The 17,758-nt window shown below is 51.4% G+C and carries 17 protein-coding genes and 4 pseudogenes; 11 read left to right on the top strand and 10 right to left on the bottom strand.

What is annotated here, in order from left to right:
• The first annotated feature begins 321 nt into the window (after positions 1-321).
• Together JAO78_RS08965 and JAO78_RS08960 are read left to right on the top strand one after the other, a co-directional pair.
• Positions 322-1,599, top strand: coding sequence for a tyrosine-type recombinase/integrase (locus tag JAO78_RS08965; protein WP_226751009.1), 1,278 nt, complete (start codon positions 322-324; stop codon positions 1,597-1,599).
• Positions 1,600-1,611: 12 nt separating this feature from the next.
• On the top strand, positions 1,612-2,886 hold the full coding sequence (locus JAO78_RS08960) for a tyrosine-type recombinase/integrase (RefSeq protein WP_008985556.1): 1,275 nt from the start codon (positions 1,612-1,614) through the stop codon (positions 2,884-2,886).
• Positions 2,887-3,141: 255 nt separating this feature from the next.
• Here JAO78_RS08960 and JAO78_RS08955 read toward each other — a convergent pair.
• A pseudogene (locus tag JAO78_RS08955) lies at positions 3,142-3,450 on the bottom strand (response regulator); the annotation flags it as partial.
• Between the two features lie 316 nt (positions 3,451-3,766).
• Here JAO78_RS08955 and JAO78_RS08950 point away from each other — a divergent pair.
• On the top strand, positions 3,767-6,091 hold the full coding sequence (locus JAO78_RS08950; RefSeq protein ID WP_226751008.1) for a heavy metal translocating P-type ATPase: 2,325 nt from the start codon (positions 3,767-3,769) through the stop codon (positions 6,089-6,091).
• A gap of 153 nt (positions 6,092-6,244) precedes the next feature.
• On the opposite strand, the gene cadR (JAO78_RS08945) is transcribed toward JAO78_RS08950, so the two are convergent.
• Positions 6,245-6,652: a Cd(II)/Pb(II)-responsive transcriptional regulator gene (cadR, locus tag JAO78_RS08945; RefSeq protein ID WP_001219640.1), complete on the bottom strand. Its 408-nt coding sequence runs from the start codon at positions 6,650-6,652 to the stop codon at positions 6,245-6,247.
• Positions 6,653-6,747: 95 nt separating this feature from the next.
• On the opposite strand from cadR (JAO78_RS08945), the gene JAO78_RS08940 reads away from it, so the two are divergent.
• Together JAO78_RS08940 and lspA are read left to right on the top strand one after the other, a co-directional pair.
• The gene (locus JAO78_RS08940; protein WP_008985553.1) at positions 6,748-7,644 is read left to right on the top strand and encodes a cation efflux transmembrane domain-containing protein; all 897 of its coding nucleotides are present in this window, start codon (positions 6,748-6,750) and stop codon (positions 7,642-7,644) included.
• A 3-nt stretch (positions 7,645-7,647) separates the two neighbouring features.
• Complete coding sequence (lspA, locus tag JAO78_RS08935; protein WP_004813174.1) at positions 7,648-8,160, top strand: signal peptidase II; 513 nt, start codon at positions 7,648-7,650, stop codon at positions 8,158-8,160.
• A gap of 11 nt (positions 8,161-8,171) precedes the next feature.
• Here the strand turns inward: lspA and JAO78_RS08930 are convergent.
• The 6 genes and pseudogenes from JAO78_RS08930 to merT all read right to left on the bottom strand — a co-directional run.
• Positions 8,172-8,276: pseudogene (locus JAO78_RS08930) on the bottom strand (DUF3330 domain-containing protein); the annotation flags it as partial.
• 65 nt (positions 8,277-8,341) lie between these two features.
• Entirely contained in the window at positions 8,342-8,578 is a 237-nt protein-coding gene (gene merE / locus JAO78_RS08925; RefSeq protein WP_001087807.1) for a broad-spectrum mercury transporter MerE, read from the bottom strand.
• Positions 8,575-8,940, bottom strand: a complete 366-nt coding sequence (gene merD, locus JAO78_RS08920; protein ID WP_001277463.1) for a mercury resistance co-regulator MerD — start codon at positions 8,938-8,940, stop codon at positions 8,575-8,577. The genes merE and merD overlap by 4 nt, the downstream gene beginning before the upstream one ends.
• Before the next feature lie 17 nt (positions 8,941-8,957).
• On the bottom strand, positions 8,958-10,667 hold the full coding sequence (merA, locus tag JAO78_RS08915) for a mercury(II) reductase (protein WP_001157002.1): 1,710 nt from the start codon (positions 10,665-10,667) through the stop codon (positions 8,958-8,960).
• A 186-nt stretch (positions 10,668-10,853) separates the two neighbouring features.
• Positions 10,854-11,132 carry a mercury resistance system periplasmic binding protein MerP gene (gene merP / locus JAO78_RS08910; RefSeq protein ID WP_008950835.1) on the bottom strand — a complete coding sequence of 93 codons (279 nt, stop codon included), beginning with the start codon at positions 11,130-11,132 and terminating at the stop codon, positions 10,854-10,856.
• Between the two features lie 13 nt (positions 11,133-11,145).
• Complete coding sequence (gene merT / locus JAO78_RS08905; RefSeq protein WP_001294655.1) at positions 11,146-11,526, bottom strand: mercuric ion transporter MerT; 381 nt, start codon at positions 11,524-11,526, stop codon at positions 11,146-11,148.
• A 71-nt stretch (positions 11,527-11,597) separates the two neighbouring features.
• On the opposite strand from merT, the gene merR reads away from it, so the two are divergent.
• The gene (merR, locus tag JAO78_RS08900; RefSeq protein WP_001166628.1) at positions 11,598-12,053 is read left to right on the top strand and encodes a mercury resistance transcriptional regulator MerR; all 456 of its coding nucleotides are present in this window, start codon (positions 11,598-11,600) and stop codon (positions 12,051-12,053) included.
• 24 nt (positions 12,054-12,077) lie between these two features.
• Positions 12,078-12,905: pseudogene (locus JAO78_RS08895) on the top strand (ISL3-like element ISPst2 family transposase); the annotation flags it as partial.
• A 210-nt stretch (positions 12,906-13,115) separates the two neighbouring features.
• Here JAO78_RS08895 and JAO78_RS08890 read toward each other — a convergent pair.
• Positions 13,116-13,528, bottom strand: a pseudogene (locus tag JAO78_RS08890) (cation diffusion facilitator family transporter); the annotation flags it as partial.
• Positions 13,529-13,559: 31 nt separating this feature from the next.
• A complete protein-coding gene (gene cadR, locus JAO78_RS08885; protein WP_008985548.1) occupies positions 13,560-13,970 on the bottom strand; it encodes a Cd(II)/Pb(II)-responsive transcriptional regulator in 411 nt (136 codons plus the stop codon).
• Positions 13,971-14,046: 76 nt separating this feature from the next.
• Between cadR (JAO78_RS08885) and JAO78_RS08880 the strand changes: the two genes are divergently transcribed.
• From JAO78_RS08880 to JAO78_RS08865, 4 genes are all read left to right on the top strand, one after another.
• The gene (locus tag JAO78_RS08880; RefSeq protein ID WP_008985547.1) at positions 14,047-14,952 is read left to right on the top strand and encodes a cation efflux transmembrane domain-containing protein; all 906 of its coding nucleotides are present in this window, start codon (positions 14,047-14,049) and stop codon (positions 14,950-14,952) included.
• Between the two features lie 42 nt (positions 14,953-14,994).
• Positions 14,995-15,360 carry a hypothetical protein gene (locus tag JAO78_RS08875; protein WP_008985546.1) on the top strand — a complete coding sequence of 122 codons (366 nt, stop codon included), beginning with the start codon at positions 14,995-14,997 and terminating at the stop codon, positions 15,358-15,360.
• Positions 15,361-15,411: 51 nt separating this feature from the next.
• On the top strand, positions 15,412-16,656 hold the full coding sequence (locus JAO78_RS08870; RefSeq protein ID WP_057788383.1) for a TolC family protein: 1,245 nt from the start codon (positions 15,412-15,414) through the stop codon (positions 16,654-16,656).
• A 78-nt stretch (positions 16,657-16,734) separates the two neighbouring features.
• Positions 16,735-17,754 (top strand): efflux RND transporter periplasmic adaptor subunit, encoded by a 1,020-nt coding sequence (locus JAO78_RS08865; protein WP_057788385.1) that lies wholly within the window; start codon positions 16,735-16,737, stop codon positions 17,752-17,754.
• Positions 17,755-17,758: the final 4 nt, after the last annotated feature.

Genomic DNA, 17,758 nt, shown 5'->3' with positions numbered 1-17,758 from the left:
CAGTTTGGCACAGATTAGTAAAGCGCAGTGCTGTTGTTTCGCAAAAGCGTTATTCCTTATCATCTTGTATTGTCAACATAACAGCACTGCAAAAGTTGCCTGGTGCTTGGTGCATTTTTTAAGAGTGAAATAGTAGTTTCTAACATAGAAAATTTGATTGGTGCCTAGGGTCGGACTCGAACCGACACGGAGTTTCCCCCGGCGGATTTTGAATGAAATGACTATAAGATATTGTTGCTATAAATTCAGTAGCTTAACAATATAAATCCTCCACCTTTGAAAAAACTTCACAAAAGGTGTTCCGGATTTAGGAGTCATATCATGGCAAAAATCCTTGAGAAACACACACTTGCACCTAACCTAAAAATTTACAAACAATCGAACTGTTATAACTGGATTGTACGCTTAAAAGTGGACAAAACCTATATCATTCGATCCACTCAAACTCCTGATTTACCGCAGGCAATAGCTAAAGCACATCGTCTCTTGATTGAATTTGAAATTCGTTTTGAAACAAATAACTTTGTTGTTGAATCAAAGCGTTTTGCATTTATTGCCGAGAAAGTTATTGAGCAAATGAAAGTCGCAAAGGCAACAGGCACAGGTAAAGTCATTTACGATGACTACATTGGTGCGCTGAACAAGTATCACATCCCCTTCTTTGGCGATACTCATATAACTCGTATCAATGCCGATCAACTTGATGATTTTGACGTATGGCGAGTGAAACAGCTTGGCAGAATACCCGCTAAATCCACTGTGCAAAATCATAACTCAGCACTACAAATGGTGTTTGATTTTGCAGTTAGACGAAAATACATGTTGGTTTCCCAAGTGCCAACATTAGAAAACAAAGGTGCTAGTGGCTCAAGACGCGCTGCATTTTCCATTGATGAATATGCGCGAGTTAGAGAACAAGTTATTCAAATGGGGAAAGAAAGTCGCAAGGAAAAAACGCGCCAGCTACGAGAGCTACTTGTTGATTATATGGATTTCGCGATCCTAACCGGTATGCGCCCTGGATCAGAGATGGATAACCTAACATGGGCAGACCTTCACCCTGAACGGGATGAAACACAAATGCGCTTTTATGTCACAGTAAGAAAAGGCAAAACCACTAAGTACACTGGCACACGTGAGATCGTTTGTAAGGCAGCAATAGTCAAAGTGCTTAATCGTTTGTCGGAACGTTTCCAAAACCGAACAGGTAACGACAGACTTTTTCGGCTTTCAGATGGAACAACCTCAAGGGAGATGAACAGACACTTTGATGCGGCATTAGAAATGATTGAACTTAAGAATTCACAATATGGTGAAAGAAGTTTATATTCTCTTAGACATAGTTACATTACATGGGAATTGGCAGCACAAAACGTCAGTATTGATGTGTTAGCGCGGCAGTGTGGCACTGGCATTCAAATGATTGAGCAACACTATAGCCATGTCATCCCAAGAATGTTCGGTCGACAGTTGTCAGGGATCGAGCTGGAAACAAAAGAAAGAGTCGTTCGACAATTTGAAGATGTAACTTATGACGAGCAGTTACAACAACGAATGAATGAATGGGCTTATAACTACAAGCATAGAGGCTACATCTAGCAGGAGGCAGCGTTGGCGTATCAGGAACGAGTTGCAGTTATGGAGGGTTTATACCTTTATACTCAGTCCAATTCAAAGCGCTGGTACGCCCGCTTTAAAGTCGATAAAAAGCATATCACCTTCTCAACTGGTGAGACTGAACTAGAAAAAGCAAAAGTGGTAGCCATTGACGCAATGTATAAGCGTCGAGCTGAAGTGAAACTTGGTATTGCTGCTGGTGCGCAGCCTTTTGATAAGCTTGCTGCTGAAGTCATCTCAGAATTAGAAGCTTTAATAAACAAAGGCGTTTCCAAGAAGAACAACTCCATTTATAAAGGCATTCTACTTAACTACCATATCCCATTTTTTAAAGACCAGCGGATTGATCAGATCACACAATCTGATATGGACAGTTTTCATCGCTGGCGCGAGACAAAGTTTGGTGGACAACCCTCAAAATCAACATTGCAAAGCCATAATGCCGTTCTAACTAAAGTTTATGAAAAGGCGTTAAGAAAAGGCCAAATCACTAAATACCATATCCCAACTTTTGAGACTGACGGCAAACGGCAAGAACGTCGTGCCGCTTTTACTTGGGAAGAGTATCGCAAAATATCAGACTTCATAAATGAAGAGATGCAGCGAACTAAAAACAAGAAAAGTAAAATGCTGCTGGAGCTGATGGAAGACTACATCGACTTCGCACTGGCAACGGGTATGCGGCCAGGTACTGAAATTGAAAATGTTAAGTGGAGCGACATCAGTTTTAAATTGGTAGACGGTGTACCAGAAATTACCGTAGCAGTTCGTAAAGGCAAAACCACTTTATATACTGGCACTCGGCAAGTTGTTGTGCGAAGCGACTTTGTGGCTAACCTAGAACAGTTGGTAGAACGCTTTCCAGACAGAAAAGCAGATGACTTGGTATTCGTGCTTGCAGACGGATCAAGCACTAAAAGTCTCAGCAAGAAATTCACCTATGTGCTGGAAAAGCTGAACCTAAGACAAAGCCCATATGGTGAGCGCACACTGTATTCACTTCGTCACTCGTATATTACTTGGAACCTGAAAAGCAAAGCGGATTACGCAGCACTGGCTAAACAGTGTGGTACAAGCATTGAGATGATTGACAGAACTTATAGCCATTTACTGCCGACTATGTTCAGGCAAGAATTTAGTGGGGTGGTGTATGAGCAGATAGAACCAGATTCTCTTAAACAGAGACAGCTTAGTTTAAAAGCGAAAGAGCTAAATATAAAAAATTACTCACTTTTGGATCAGAATTATAAGACTCGCGGATACGTTTAAAACTTCTTTACAAGAAGAGATCATTTTTACTGAAAGCTTACCTTTTTCTTGAATAAATAATAAAAAATCGCAGATAAAGTCACTTTGTGCCAATAGCAGAAATTCACTGAGATTCGATTAAATCGGAGCTTTTCACTGAAAGCGGACATTCGGCACGAGTTAAGCGAGACGAACTTTGGAGCATTTAAAGTTAAGTCGAATTTGCAGGTTAACTACCCTCAGGCACAAAGCACAAATATTTGTACCCATAGATTGCCAAGGCTTGACCAGATAGTCGTCCGCTCCCAATTCCAGACCCTTGACCCGGTCTTCTACACTGTCCCTTGCGGTGAGAAATAACACAGGCGTGATGGATCTGGCCTCTCTCAATGACTGCATAATTCGCCAGCCATCCACATCAGGCAGCATTACATCAAGGACAATCAAGTTATACGAGCCGGTAATCGCCAGGTGGTGACCATCGAGCCCGGTCCGGGCGAGATCTACCACAAAGCCGGATTCCATGAAGCCCTGCCGGATATAATCCCCAGTTTTTACTTCATCTTCTACGATGAGAATCTTCATCGTTCCACTCCGCTCTACAGTTCAGGCCAAGGAAGCCAGTCCATTTCATTGTCGTCAATATCAATTTTATAGTCTGAAATCTGCCCACAACATGACCAGAAAATGACAAATATGTAATGTTGGTGGCCGGAAGCTAGGTTATATCGGTGAGAAAAGCGTTGTTCGCATAACATGACTAAAATGTAATGCTTGCGGGAGCAGCCTGGTCATCTTTAACTAATAAGTTTATGGTATCATGATTCATGTAATCTCCTCCTTTAAGAAGCCGCAAAAAACGCGGCGCAAACTGCCTGCTTATTTGAAAAGGTGCTTATCCATGGGTCACGATAATTCTGAGTCTCATTGTCATCACCATACACCCTCCCACACGGGCTCAGGGCTTACAGACCCGGTCTGCGGCATGGGTGTAACGGCAGACTCTGCCCAGCATGTTGAGCATGCGGGTAAAACTTACTACTTCTGCAGCACCAAATGCATGAATAGATTCCAGCATGACCCTGAGAAGTTTCTTTCACCAACCCCGCCACCTCCCTCGGAAGCGGTCAAAGGCACAATTTATACGTGCCCGATGCATCCGGAAATACGTCAGGACAACCCCGGAACCTGCCCTAAATGCGGCATGGCACTTGAACCCCTGATGCCCAGTCTGGAAGATGACAATCCCGAGCTGGACGATTTTTCCAGGCGATTCTGGTGGACATTGCCTTTTACCGTCATTGTCACGGTGCTTGCCATGTTTGGGCCACAGCTTGGCTGGTTCGAGATGGCGACGCAAACGTGGATAGAGCTTGTACTGTCGCTTCCCGTGGTGCTGTGGGCCGGACAGCCGTTCTTCGTACGGGGTTGGCAATCAGTGGTCAACCGCAGTCCCAACATGTGGACGCTCATCGGCTTGGGTACCGGTGCCGCCTTCGTCTACAGCTCGCTGGCAACCGTAGCTCCCGGTATATTTCCGGAAACATTCATGTCCATGGGGCGTGTGGCGGTTTATTTCGAAGACGCAGTGGTGATCATTTCCCTTACGCTGTTTGGTCAGGTGCTGGAGCTTCGCGCGCGTTCCCAGACATCCGCTGCCGTCCGGTCATTGCTCGGTCTGGCGCCCAAGACGGCCCGCCGTATCAATGCTGACGGAACAGAAGAAGATGTACCGCTGACGCATGTGCATGAAGGTGATCGTTTACGCGTACGTCCCGGTGAGAAAGTTCCTGTCGATGGCATTGTTGAAGAGGGTGCAAGTTCTCTCGATGAATCCATGTTGACTGGTGAATCGTTACCCATCAGCAAGCGCCCGGGTGACAAGGTCATAGGGGCAACGATGAACACCTCTGGTGCACTTGTGATCCGGGCGGAGAAAGTCGGCTCGGCCACTGTGTTGTCACAAATTGTCCAGTTGGTGGCTCAGGCCCAACGCTCTCGGGCGCCGATGCAACGGATGGCTGATTTGGTGGCGGGTTACTTTGTCATGGCGGTGGTAGCCATCGCCATCCTCACCTTGGTCGTGTGGGGCATGTTCGGCCCGCAGCCAAGCTGGGTCTATGGCCTGATCAATGCGGTCGCTGTTCTGATCATCGCTTGCCCTTGTGCGTTGGGGCTCGCAACGCCCATGTCAGTCATGGTTGCTACCGGACGAGGCGCAACCCAGGGTGTTCTGTTTCGTGATGCAGCAGCAATAGAAAATCTGCGCAAAGTCGATACGCTCATCGTAGACAAGACCGGCACCTTGACAGAAGGCCGACCCGCATTCGATCAGGCTGTTTCCGCTGGCGAGTTGGACGCCGATGAAATCTTGCGCCTGGCTGCCAGCCTCGATCAAGGCAGCGAGCATCCTTTGGCTGACGCTATTGTCAGCGCTGCGCGCGAACGTAATTTGGTGCTCAGCCCAGTGGACGACTTTGACTCGGGTAGCGGCATAGGCGTACGGGGCAAGGTTGAAGGCAAAATACTGCTGTTGGGCAACACTGCGTTCATGCAGCAGGATAACGTCAATGTTGATGGCCTGGCTGCCACCGCTGAGGGATGGAGGATAAAGGGTGCGAGTGTGATGTACCTGGCGGTTGACGGCACACTGGTCGGCCTACTCGCCGTTTCCGACCCCATCAAACAGAGCACCCCTGAAGCGGTACAGGCGCTCAAGGCCGCGGGAATCAGGGTCATCATGGCTACTGGTGACGGTATTTCAACGGCAAAAGCGGTCGCCGAACAACTAGGCATAGACGAAGTTCATGGCGAAGTGAAACCGGCCGACAAGCTGAATCTGGTTGATAAGCTTCAATCAGAAGGTTGCATCGTTGCGATGGCGGGCGACGGCATCAACGATGCCCCGGCACTGGCCAAGGCGAATGTCGGTATCGCTATGGGAACCGGGACGGACGTAGCGATGAACAGTGCGCAAATCACCTTGGTAAAAGGAGACCTGCGGGGTATCTCGATTGCCCGGGACCTGTCAAACAAGACTGTTCTCAATATGAAGCAGAACCTTGGTTTTGCGTTCATTTATAATGCGTTAGGCGTTCCACTGGCTGCTGGCGTCCTGTACCCGTTTGCCGGGTTGCTTCTATCACCCATGTTTGCAGCCCTGGCGATGAGTCTGAGTTCAGCGTCCGTTGTATTCAACTCGCTGCGGCTTCGTGGTTCGGTTTAAGCTGGATACGTCGAGGGGGTAGCGGAAAATGGCGAGTCTCTACTCGCCATTTTTCTTCGGTTTTTCGGGTAAGGGGATTAAATGGTTGATCTTACCTTTGCATGAGAGTGAGACAGACCGGCATCTCATCGGATTATCTGGTTGATGCTTCACCTACTGCTGGTGCATGTTTCCTTCGCTAATTCCAGCAAGAACCCCACACGCCTTAACTTCCCGGTCATCGTTGCAACGCGCTCTTAGTGAAACGAGTTGTTTCTCAAGCGCTTGCAGAGCGGTTATCTGCGACCGCACATGAGAGATGTGATCATCGAGCAAGGCGTTGACAGCGGTACAGGACTGATGAGGGTCGTCCTGATAGCGCTTTAGTTCGTGAATTTCTGCCAGTGACAGATCCAGGATGCGGCAGCGACGAATAAAGGCCAGCCGCTCAACGTGTTTCTCGGTATAGACACGGTAACCGTTCTCCTGCCGACCAGGCGGCGGCAACAAGCCCTGCCGTTCGTAGAAGCGGATCGTCTGTGTATCTACCCCTACTGACTGTGCCAACTGACCAATACGCATCGGGTTCCTCCGCAACGGATTCTCTACGCTATTGACCTTATAGCGACTATATAGTTTTAAATGAAAACCCGATCACATTCAAGTGGAGTCATATCATGAGTAAAAACTGCGGAGGCCCCTGTGGCGACCATGCAAGGCCTGCGGCGGATACCGATATGCAGGCCTCCTCCGATGCGTCGGGGGAATGGGTCAGTGTTTATGCCGTGCCGAAGATGGACTGTCCATCAGAAGAACGAATGATTCGCCTAGCCCTGAACGGCTTTGAGGAGATTCGGGCGCTGTCCTTCGACTTGTCGAACCGCCGGTTGAAGGTCGTGCATGACGGTGAGGTCGAGCCCGTCACCTCGAAACTGAAGACCTTGGGGCTAGGCGCCTCGCTTCAGGAAACCGTCGCTGCAAATCCGGAGACCATCAAGGCCGCCGAGTTTTCGGCAGCTTCTGCTAAGCAAGAATCCGGGACCCTGCGCTGGTTGCTCGGCATCAATGCACTTCTGTTCGTGGTGGAAATGACTGCCGGTCTGATCGCCCGGTCCACCGGCCTGATTGGAGAATCCCTGGACAATTTTGCCGATGCGGCGGTGTACGGGCTTGCCCTTTATGCGGTTGGACATAGCGTGAAAATGCAGGTACGTGCCGCGCATCTTGCTGGTGTACTGCAACTGATCTTGGCTGTGGGCGTACTCATAGAGGTGGTGAGACGCTTTGTATTCGGTAGTGAGCCTGAATCGCTGGTGATGATGGCTATCGCATTCGTCGCATTGATTGCCAATACCAGTTGTCTGCTGCTCATATCCAAACATCGGGAGGGCGGGGCGCACATGAAGGCAAGCTGGATATTCTCGGCCAACGACGTGGTGATCAACCTGGGGGTCATCACCGCCGGCGCTCTGGTCGCGTGGACCGGGTCCAATTATCCGGATCTGATTATCGGCACCATCGCGGGGGTAATTGTACTTAACGGTGCTAGACGCATTCTGGCGCTCAAGGATTAAGCAATGTCCATTTTTGGCAAACATCTGTCACCGTACGCTCTGTTGTCCATCTCCGGCCTGCTGGCAGCGTCTGATCAGGCCGTAAAATGGCTGGTGCAACAATCAATGGCATATGGCGAGTCTATTTCAGTGACCTCATTCTTTAACTGGGTACACGTATGGAATACCGGTGCCGCATTCAGTCTTTTTGCGAATGGTGGAGGCTGGCAGCGCTACTTTTTTATCGGAATCGCGGTAGTGGTCTCGATTTTTCTGATCAAGCTGATCCTTGAAAATCGTCATAAAGGAGAAGCCATCGCTTACAGTCTTATCCTCGGTGGCGCCATGGGCAACCTGATTGACCGGGTCTTTCGCGGCTATGTTGTGGATTCCTTTGATTTCTATTGGCGAGACTGGCATTGGCCGGCCTTCAACCTGGCTGATATTGCAATTGTCCTCGGTGCCTTACTTTTAGTTTCCAGCAGCTTGTTGGGTAAAAAAGCAAACACCAATGCCGAGTCGGATGGATCTGACTGACACCTACGCCTATACAATTCCGCGCCTTCCGGGGTGAAGGCGGCATCGAGCGGAATTTCTTTGCAGCATACGCAGCAGGTGGTGCAACTGGCAGTGTTCGGGGCGTTTGCGTTCATGGTGGTACTCCTCCAGATTGGTAGCGAAGCTCAAAGCTGCCCACTCTCGGCTGGCTGGGAAGCGGTCATGATCTTCCCTTGAAGGCCCGCAGCAGCCGCGTCACAGACAGGACAAACAAGCCGGTCAGCGTGAGGGCTGCAATACCCCAGTGCTCCCCGATGAACGCGCCGGCCGTCGTGCCGGCTAGCACAATGGCGAGAATCGGCAAATGGCAGGGACAGGTGAGCACGGCCAGCGCGCCCCACAAGTAGCCGGTGATCGGTTTGTGCGTCTCAGACGGCAAGTGCTCTGGGCTGTTCATGGCAGACTCTCCGCGTGCTGTGCCGGTTCGGTTGGCATGGCGGCCAGTTGCATTTCGAGGCTGGCCAAGGCCTCGCGCCGACGCTCGACGAGTTGCCGCAACACGGCAAGCTGCGCAGACGCACCGTCACCGTCCGCAGCATCCAGCGCCCGGCACAGCCGCGCCAGTGCGTCCAGGCCGATACCCGCTTCGAAGGCAGCCCGTACAAAGCGCAGCCGTTGCAACGCGGTGTCATCGAACAAGCCGTAGCCGCCCGTGGTGCACGCGACCGGACGTAGCAATCCGCGCAGCAGGTAGTCGCGCACGATATGCACGCTCACCCCGGCATCAAGGGCCAGCCGGGACACTGTGTAGGCGCTCATTGAACACCTCCTTTTCCTCATCCGGCGCAGCACGAAAGCTGCTTCACGTCCTTGCTGAAGGTCTGCGCCGCGAGCTTCAGCCCTTCGACCATGGTCAGGTAGGGGAACAATTGGTCGGCCAGTTCCTGCACGGTCATACGGTTGCGAATGGCGAGCACCGCCGTCTGGATCAGTTCACCCGCTTCCGGGGCCACCGCTTGCACGCCGATGAGCCGTCCGCTACCTTCCTCGATGACCAGCTTGATGAAGCCGCGTGTGTCGAAGTTGGCAAGCGCACGCGGCACGTTGTCCAAGGTCAAGGTGCGACTGTCGGTCTCGATCCCGTCGTGATGTGCTTCCGCCTCGCTGTAGCCCACGGTGGCGACCTGCGGGTCGGTGAACACCACGGCCGGCATTGCGGTCAGGTCCAGGGCCGCATCGCCGCCAGTCATGTTGATCGCAGCACGGGTGCCGGCCGCTGCCGCCACATAGACGAACTGAGGCTGGTCGGTGCAGTCGCCAGCCGCATAAATGTGTGGCGTACTGGTGCGCATGCCCTTGTCGATGACGATGGCCCCCTGCGCATTGGCAGCGACTCCCGCCGCTTCCAATGCCAGGCTGCGCGTGTTCGGTGCCCTGCCAGTGGCGACCAGCAGCTGGTCGGCGCGTATTTCACCGTACCCGGTGGTCAGCACGAATTCGCCGTCAACATGCGCGACCTGGCTGGCTTGCGTGTGTTCCAATACCTTGATCCCTTCGGCACGGAACGCGGCTGTAACGGCCTCGCCAATGGCAGGGTCCTCGCTCGCAAACAACGTGCGCCGCGCCAGGATCGTGACTTCGCTGCCCAGCCGTGCAAACGCCTGCGCCAGTTCCAGCGCTACTACTGAGGCACCGATTACTGCGAGCCGTTTCGGAATGGTCTCGCTAACCAGCGCTTCGGTGGAAGTCCAATAGGGGGTTTCTGCAAGACCAGGCAACGGCGGAATGGCTGCGCTCGCGCCGGTAGCAATGAGACAGCGGTCAAACGCCACTTCGTGCCAGTCCCCTTCTGCAGCTTCCACGATAAGCGTGTGGCCATCCTTGAAACGGGCGCTGCCTCGTACCAGATTGATTGACGGATTGCTTTCGAGGATGCTTTCATATTTGGCAATTCGCAGCTCGTCCACGCGCGCCTGTTGCTGGACAAGCAAACGGTCACGCGAGACAACAGGCGGCGTCGCAGTGAGCCCCACGTCAAAAGGACTTTCACGGCGCAGATGAGCGATATGGGCTGCCCGAATCATGATCTTGGAGGGAACGCAACCCACGTTGACGCAGGTGCCGCCGATAGTCCCGCGCTCGATCAGCGTGACCCGGGCACCGTTTTCCGCCGCTTTGAGCGCAGCCGCCACAGCGGCTCCGCCGCTACCGATAACCGCCACATGTAACTGACCGGCCAGCTCCTCCACCGCGCGGTCACCGCTCAGCCACTGGGCGGCTCTGCCAAGAAGTCCTGGCCGTTCAGCACTGCGCCTTTTGCTTTCCACTTCGTCTGCAGGCTTAGCACGATAACCAAGTGCCCCCACTGCCGTCACGAGTGCCGATACGTCAAGCCTATTGCCCGTGACCTGCGCCCTGTTCGCCGGATAATCGACAGACGCTCGTATCACGCCGGGAACCGCCAGCAGCGCGTCCTCAACGTGCTTTGTGCAACTTGGGCAAGTCATGCCCGCCACGCTCAGACCAACTTCGTTTAATTCTTGCATTTTGCTCTCTCTTTCATCCGTTATGCCCAAGCCGACTCGTACAACGCCTCGGTAACTGGATCAGTTTTTCGCATCAGCGAACAGGCTCCGTACGTCATTTACAGGTTGTGCACGGAATGACTGACAGTAGAATCGCCAGAACAACATCTCTATCTGGCTCTGGCGACGCCGCCGTCATTTGATGCCTTATTTCTTCAGTTCAGAAGGGTAGCCCACGTCCGTCGTCGCCTTGATCAACTCATGCACACTGGTCTTGGTATCATCGAAGGTGACAACCGCTTCGCGTGGTTCGAAGGTAACGTCAACTTTATCAACGCCTTCAATCCTGGAAATCGCCATTTTGACTGTGATCGGGCAAGTCGCGCAGGACATTCCGGGAACGGACAACGTGACCGTCTGCGTGGCGGCCCAGGCAGGGACAGCGAAGGTAGCGGCAAGGGCAAGAGCGGTAAGCAGTTTTTTCATGATTTTTCCTCAATTAGTAGAACAGGGGCATTACATACGGGAACGTTAGTGCAACGACAACTAGCGCAGCCACAATCCAAAAGATGACTTTGTACGACGTCTTGGCTTGTGGGGCAGCGCATACATCGCCAGGCTCGCATGCTTGCGTAGTCCGGAAGATGCGGCGGTAGGCAAAGAACATTGCTATCAATGCCGCACCGAGAAAGATGGGGCGGTAAGGTTCCAATGCCGCCAAGTTACTCATCCAAGCGCCGCTGAATCCCAAGGCGATCAAAACCAGCGGCCCCAGGCAGCAGGCCGACGCAAGAATGGCGGCCAGCCCACCGGCGAAGAGCGCGCCGCGCCCGTTTTGTGGTTCAGACTTTTGTGGTTCAGACTTTTGTGGTTCAGACATACGCTTGTCCTTTCAAATTTGGTTTGGATAGCTTAAGCTTACTTCCGTAGTTATGTACGGAGTCAAGCGATATGCAAATTAATTTTGAGAATCTGACCATTGGCGTTTTTGCCAAGGCGGCCGGGGTCAATGTGGAGACCATCCGGTTCTACCAGCGCAAGGGCCTGCTGCCGGAGCCAGACAAGCCCTATGGCAGCATTCGCCGCTATGGCGAGGCGGATGTAACACGAGTGCGGTTCGTGAAATCGGCCCAGCGGCTGGGCTTTAGCCTGGACGAAATCGCCGAGCTACTGCGGCTGGAGGATGGCACCCATTGCGAGGAAGCCAGCGGCCTGGCCGAGCACAAGCTCAAGGATGTGCGCGAGAAGATGGCCGACTTGGCACGCATGGAGGCCGTGCTGTCTGAACTGGTGTGCGCCTGCCATGCGCGGAAAGGGAACGTTTCCTGCCCGCTGATTGCGTCACTGCAAGACGGAACGAAGCTCGCTGCATCGGCGCGGGGGAGTCACGGGGTGACTACGCCTTAGCGTGCTTTATTTTCCGAATTCTGAGACGACCCCTACCTGAACAAGCGCTACCGCTGCATTCTGACCAACATTGAGGAGCGAACCCTGCTCGACCTGCTGGCCACCCGCCGCCAGGACGTGGTGACCAACTACCTGATGAAGCTGAAAGACCGGCAGAAGGTCGAGATCGTCAGCATGGACATGTGGAACCCCTACCGGGCAGCGGTCAAGGCTGTGCTGTCCCAGGCCCGTATCGTGGTCGATAAGTTCCATGTGGTGCGCATGGCCAACGATGCCCTAGAGAGAGTGCGCAAGGGCCTCAGAAAGGAGCTGAAACCGTCCCAGAGCCGGACTCTCAAGGGAGACCGGAAAATCCTGCTGAAACGCGCTCACGAAGTCTCAGACCGGGAGCGCCTCATCATGGAGACTTGGACAGGCGCGTTCCCGCAAATGCTGGCCGCCTACGAGCACAAGGAGCGCTTCTACGGCATCTGGGACGCCACCACACGGCTCCAGGCAGAAGCCGCCCTGGACGAGTGGATAGCCACCATCCCGAAGGGCCAAAAGGAAGTCTGGAGCGATCTGGTCAGGGCAGTGGGAAACTGGCGCGAAGAGACCATGACCTACTTCGAGACGGACATGCCCGTCACCAACGCTTACACGGAGTCCATCAACCGACTGGCCAAGGACAAGAACCGTGAAGGGCGCGGTTACTCCTTCGAGGTGATGCGGGCACGAATGCTCTACACCACGAAGCACAAGAAGAAGGCACCGACTGCGAAGGTCTCTCCTTTCTACAAGAAAACCATCGGTTACGGACTGCCGGACTTCGCAGAGGAACTCAACTACGGAGTCGATCTATCAACCATCTGAGGGTGGTATCAGATTGATGGGGTGAAGGTGCCCCATCAACCATCAAATCCGTATACCCTAAAATTTTAGATAAAGGTCACTGCCCATTTCTTTCTAGTCTGAATAACATTTCGGGTGCATACCTTAAGACGAAGCGAGCAAAATCATCACCAGCCAACAAATCAATCGGAACTCCTAACTTCGAAGACACCTCAGAAATCCTTCTTTGCTCAAGCGGTAAGCGGCAAAGCCATTGACTGCAACACCCAGCACAGCTAAAGCCAGCATTTCCTCTGTCACTGGCATTACCGGGTTAGCCAGCCGCGGTATTGCCTCAGTCAGTACCCAAACCGATCCGGCAATCAATACCAAGCCGTTAATTAAGGCGCCAAACAATGACAATCTGCGGTAGCCGTAAGTAAATTGTCGGTTTGCAGACTTTCGGCCAAGCCGGTGCAACAGCCATGCACTGCCAATAGATAAGCTATCACCCAGGTCATGCACTGCATCTGCCATAATTGCTGTGCTGTTGGTTAACCAACCGCCGATAAACTCAATTAGGGTAAAACCCACATTAAGAAAAAAGCCATAGCGATCCGGTTGTCGCTGTCGTCTTTGATATATGAATGGTTGTGCTGGTGCATTAAGACTCACCTATTTATTGCTGATAACAACTTAGTTGGTTTGACTAACGGCTTCATTCAATTGTTTTAAAATACCACAGTGCTCTACCGTGCGCTTCGAGTTGCAGCTAAGACGTAAAGCCTTTAGTTGTTTATTAAGCTGCGTTAAATCCGCTATGCGACGTTCTACCTGCTCGATATGCTGTTCAATCATCTGATTAACATCATCACACTGCGACATTGGCGAGTCATTCAAACTCAGTAACTGACGAATTTCTGCCAAACTCAGATCTAAACTCCGGCAGTGTTTAATAAATAGCAACCGCTCGATATCAGCGTGATCGTAGAGGCGGAAATTACCATCGCTACGTAATTTCGCCGCAAGAAGCTGCTCCTTTTCATAGTGACGGATGGTTTCCACAGAACAGCCAGAGATTTTTGCCAGCTCTCCAATCTTGATCATCTCGATACTGCCTATTGACTCTATAGTAACTACAGAGTTTAAACTAGGTTTCATATCAACCCAAGGTTTATCGGTTATGAATGCAAAATGCTGTTCCAATGATAAGTGTAGCGAAACGGGCAACAGTGAAAATAGCGCCGTTGATGCACCTGATAAGCATGCAAAATATGCCTACCTTAGTGAATTTAGGGTGCCTAAAATGGACTGCCCTGCCGAAGAGCGTTTGATCCGTATGGCGCTGGAAACAGTTGAGCCCGGTGTTCTGTTACAGTTTGATATCCGACAAAGGCAGGTTCGCGTTTTTCACACGGTGAATGCCAATGAAATTACAACAAAAATGCACAGCTTAGGGCTGGGCGCATCGCTGACAAAGACCGGGCCGGTGAAACCCGAAGAGGTAACGCAGGCCAGACAATCCACAGCATCAGGTTCGCTGCGTGAGGAGTTAATTTTAAAATGGTTGCTGGGCATTAACGCGGTGATGTTTGCAGTAGAGTTTGTGACCGGTTGGCTGGCTCAATCAACCGGGTTAATAGCCGACTCTTTGGATATGTTTGCCGATGCAGCGGTATACGGGGTTGCGCTATACGCAGTCGGGCGTAGTAGCAAGGTTCAATTAAACGCCGCACAGCTTGCCGGCTGGCTGCAATTAATTTTAGCTTTTGGGGTGATCAGTGAGGTGATACGGCGCTACCTGTTTGGTAACGAGCCAGTGTCGACGTTGATGTTAATTATGGGCGCTATTGCTTTGGTTGCTAATGTGATCTGTCTTTCGTTAATTCATCAACAAAAAGAAAGCGGCGTGCATATGAAAGCCAGTTGGATTTTCTCTGCAAATGACGTTATCGTAAATGCTGGGGTGATTTTGGCCGGATTATTAGTCACCTGGACCGGGTCACGCTATCCGGATCTGGTAATAGGGTTCATCATTGGATTAGTTGTACTCAATGGTGCGCGCAGGATTTTACAGCTAAAAGCGTAAGTCGCAATAGCGCTACCATAGCGCTAACTTACTGAGGGATTTATGTTAGGTCGTACATCAGGCTTATTATTACTGTTGCTGATTATGCTGAATCATGCCGTGATGGCCTGTGATGCGTTAGTTATGCATTTGCCTGATCATGCCCATGCCTACACTGACCTGCAACATGAACACTGCCACTCAGATACCCTTTTCGACGTAAGCAGTGAGCAAGTCACTGCACATAACGTTGCACATAACTCTGAGCATGATGCCGACGAACACAGTAATCATGCTCATGTGACCTGCTATATCGCTTTTTTTCAGGGCATGGAACTGCTTAACTTCCGTGACAGTGTTATAGCCGCTACCCAACCAGGGTTAAACCTCATTAGCTATCGCCCACCGGTGCCGCCGCCAAATATCTGATCCTGCTTGTTTATCTTTTTTTATTAACGATTAACTTTCAGGAGCATACCCATGCGTATGACACTAATGCTGCCAGCAATACTGGCGGCGGTATTTTGCGCGCTTCCGCTACGTGCAGAGCCGCAAGCACTGACATTACAACAGGCAATAGATAAAACGCTGCAACACAACCCTCAGCTGCATCAGTTTAAATTTACGCAACAGCGTCTGTTTGCAGAGCGTGATTTGCAAAGCCTTAAACCCGGTTATCAACTCGGTGTAGAGCTTGAGAATGTTGCGGGCACCGGAGAGGCCAGAGGGCTGGCCGGTGCTGAGCTGACAATCGCCTTATCTTCCGTGATAGAGCTGGATAATAAAGCTCAATGGCGCGCTGCGGTAGTAGACGCCAGGCTCAATACTCTTGAATGGCAGCAACAGGCGCAAACCCTGGATGTGCTGGCAGAGCTTACCCGCAATTATATTAATCTATTGGCCAGCCAGCAGGAATTGACACTGACAGAAGAGGCAGTAGAGCTCTCAGAAGCCCTGCTGCAAAGCGCTGAAAAACGTGCTGCCAGCGGTGCCTTGTCAGATGCTGAAATCATGCGGGCAAAGGCGCAACTGGCGCAGGTTCAGATCGGGCGGGACGCCCTGTTGCAGCGCATTGAGCGGCAAAAAATAGCCATAGCACGTTTTTGGGGTGATACCAGCGCCAACTTTAACGTTGTGGCAGGTAACTTGTTTGCTTTTGGCCAAAGCCGCCCTTTTGCTGAGCTGTATCAGCGGCTGCAACAATCGCCGGCGTTAACCATTTTTGCCTCTGAACGTCGGTTAAAAGACGCTGAAGTGCGACTGGCACAAAGCCAGAATCGCGCCGATCTGAGTTGGCAGGTAGGGGTAAGACGCTATCAGGCCAGTGATGATACAGGCCTTACCTTTGGTATCTCAGTGCCGTTATTTGCTGAACGTCGCAATAGTGCAGCCATCGAAGCTGCGCTGGCAGAGCGAAACAATGTCGAGTATCGACAGCAGGATAGCTTACTGATCCTGCATGAACGCTTGTTTGATGCGTACTCGCAACGACAGCAATTTATTACCAGTCACCAACAGTTGGCGCAGTACGTGATCCCCAACCTGGAACAAGCGCTGGATCTTACGCGTGATGCATACCAGCGCGGGCGCTCAAATTATCAGGATTGGCTTAATGCCCAGCAAGAATTGTTGCAGGCAAAAAGACACTTACTGGAAACCGCCACTGCGGTGCTATTGAGCCAGGCGACGATTGAACAGCTTACCGCCGAGCCGGTAACGCAGTAACTGACAAGATTATTGCCCCGCTGCCGCACTTCATTAACTGTGCGACGTGGCAAACAGAACATACAGGAAGATAGCATTATGAAACCACATGTAACACTGGCAATGTTTATTGCAGCCTGGCTGATGCCGATGCATGTAATGGCCGCCAATGAGCAAGAACAAGCTCACGTCCATGCCAAAGAACAAGCGGTAAAGCCGCAATCTGACACTAAGAAAAATGAAGAGCACAAAAAACATGAAGAACACAATGAGCATGAAGGGCACGACGAAAACGACGAGCATGAACACAACGAAACCCTAAGCAGCCGCATTAGTGATGATATGGCTACGGCAGTTAATATTGTCACAGACCGTGCTGACAGCCAGCGATTACGCCAACATCAGGTTGTTTATGGCAAGCTTAGCGCTGATCCAAACCGCATCAGCCATGTTAATGCCCGTTTTCCCGGTATTCTTACCTCGGTGAAATTCTCGCTGGGTGACAGCGTAAAAGCAGGCGATGTACTGGCCGTTGTCGAGTCAAATGAGAGCTTAAATACCTATACCATTAAAGCGCCAATTGACGGCGTTATTATTCAGCGCAGCGCCAATGTTGGTGAAGTCGCACAGCAGCAGACGCTGTTTAGCATTGCTGATTTTGGCAGCCTGTGGGCAGATTTTCGCCTGTACCCGTCACAACAAGATGCTGTCGCGACAGGACAAAAAGTGGTCATTATGGCCGCTGACACTGAGATTAACGGCGTAATTGCGCATATCATCCCATCATTAACCCAGCCCTATCAACTGGCCAGAGTTAAGCTGGATAACCGTGACGGTAAACTGTCGTCCGGGCAATTGATCGAAGGTGCTGTGATAAGCGGTGAATTCAACGTTGAGCTTGCCGTTAAAAAATCGGCCATTCAAATACTGGACAATAAAAGCGGAGTCTTCGTAAAAAACAATAGCGAATATGTCTTTACCCCATTGCAGCTTGGCCGTAGCGACATGGATTATGTCGAAGTGATTGCCGGTTTAAAGCCCGGCCAGTGGTATGTCACGACAAATAGCTATCTGTTAAAAGCGGATATTGAAAAATCTGAAGCCGAGCATGATCATTAAGGGG

Origin of the sequence: Alishewanella maricola (assembly GCF_016343785.1) — a bacterium.
Lineage (GTDB): Bacteria > Pseudomonadota > Gammaproteobacteria > Enterobacterales > Alteromonadaceae > Alishewanella > Alishewanella maricola.
This window is presented reverse-complemented; position numbering and strand designations above follow the sequence as displayed.

What these genes read in the sequence shown, in the direction of transcription:
- JAO78_RS08965 (WP_226751009.1), top strand. Translation starts at nt 322, where the DNA reads ATGGCAAAAATCCTTGAGAAACACACACTTGCACCTAACCTAAAAATT.
- JAO78_RS08950 (WP_226751008.1), top strand. Translation starts at nt 3,767, where the DNA reads ATGGGTCACGATAATTCTGAGTCTCATTGTCATCACCATACACCCTCC.
- cadR (WP_001219640.1), bottom strand. Translation starts at nt 6,652, where the DNA reads ATGCGTATTGGTCAGTTGGCACAGTCAGTAGGGGTAGATACACAGACG.
- JAO78_RS08940 (WP_008985553.1), top strand. Translation starts at nt 6,748, where the DNA reads ATGAGTAAAAACTGCGGAGGCCCCTGTGGCGACCATGCAAGGCCTGCG.
- lspA (WP_004813174.1), top strand. Translation starts at nt 7,648, where the DNA reads ATGTCCATTTTTGGCAAACATCTGTCACCGTACGCTCTGTTGTCCATC.
- merE (WP_001087807.1), bottom strand. Translation starts at nt 8,578, where the DNA reads ATGAACAGCCCAGAGCACTTGCCGTCTGAGACGCACAAACCGATCACC.
- merD (WP_001277463.1), bottom strand. Translation starts at nt 8,940, where the DNA reads ATGAGCGCCTACACAGTGTCCCGGCTGGCCCTTGATGCCGGGGTGAGC.
- merA (WP_001157002.1), bottom strand. Translation starts at nt 10,667, where the DNA reads ATGCAAGAATTAAACGAAGTTGGTCTGAGCGTGGCGGGCATGACTTGC.
- merP (WP_008950835.1), bottom strand. Translation starts at nt 11,132, where the DNA reads ATGAAAAAACTGCTTACCGCTCTTGCCCTTGCCGCTACCTTCGCTGTC.
- merT (WP_001294655.1), bottom strand. Translation starts at nt 11,526, where the DNA reads ATGTCTGAACCACAAAAGTCTGAACCACAAAAGTCTGAACCACAAAAC.
- merR (WP_001166628.1), top strand. Translation starts at nt 11,598, where the DNA reads ATGCAAATTAATTTTGAGAATCTGACCATTGGCGTTTTTGCCAAGGCG.
- cadR (WP_008985548.1), bottom strand. Translation starts at nt 13,970, where the DNA reads ATGATCAAGATTGGAGAGCTGGCAAAAATCTCTGGCTGTTCTGTGGAA.
- JAO78_RS08880 (WP_008985547.1), top strand. Translation starts at nt 14,047, where the DNA reads ATGAATGCAAAATGCTGTTCCAATGATAAGTGTAGCGAAACGGGCAAC.
- JAO78_RS08875 (WP_008985546.1), top strand. Translation starts at nt 14,995, where the DNA reads ATGTTAGGTCGTACATCAGGCTTATTATTACTGTTGCTGATTATGCTG.
- JAO78_RS08870 (WP_057788383.1), top strand. Translation starts at nt 15,412, where the DNA reads ATGCGTATGACACTAATGCTGCCAGCAATACTGGCGGCGGTATTTTGC.
- JAO78_RS08865 (WP_057788385.1), top strand. Translation starts at nt 16,735, where the DNA reads ATGAAACCACATGTAACACTGGCAATGTTTATTGCAGCCTGGCTGATG.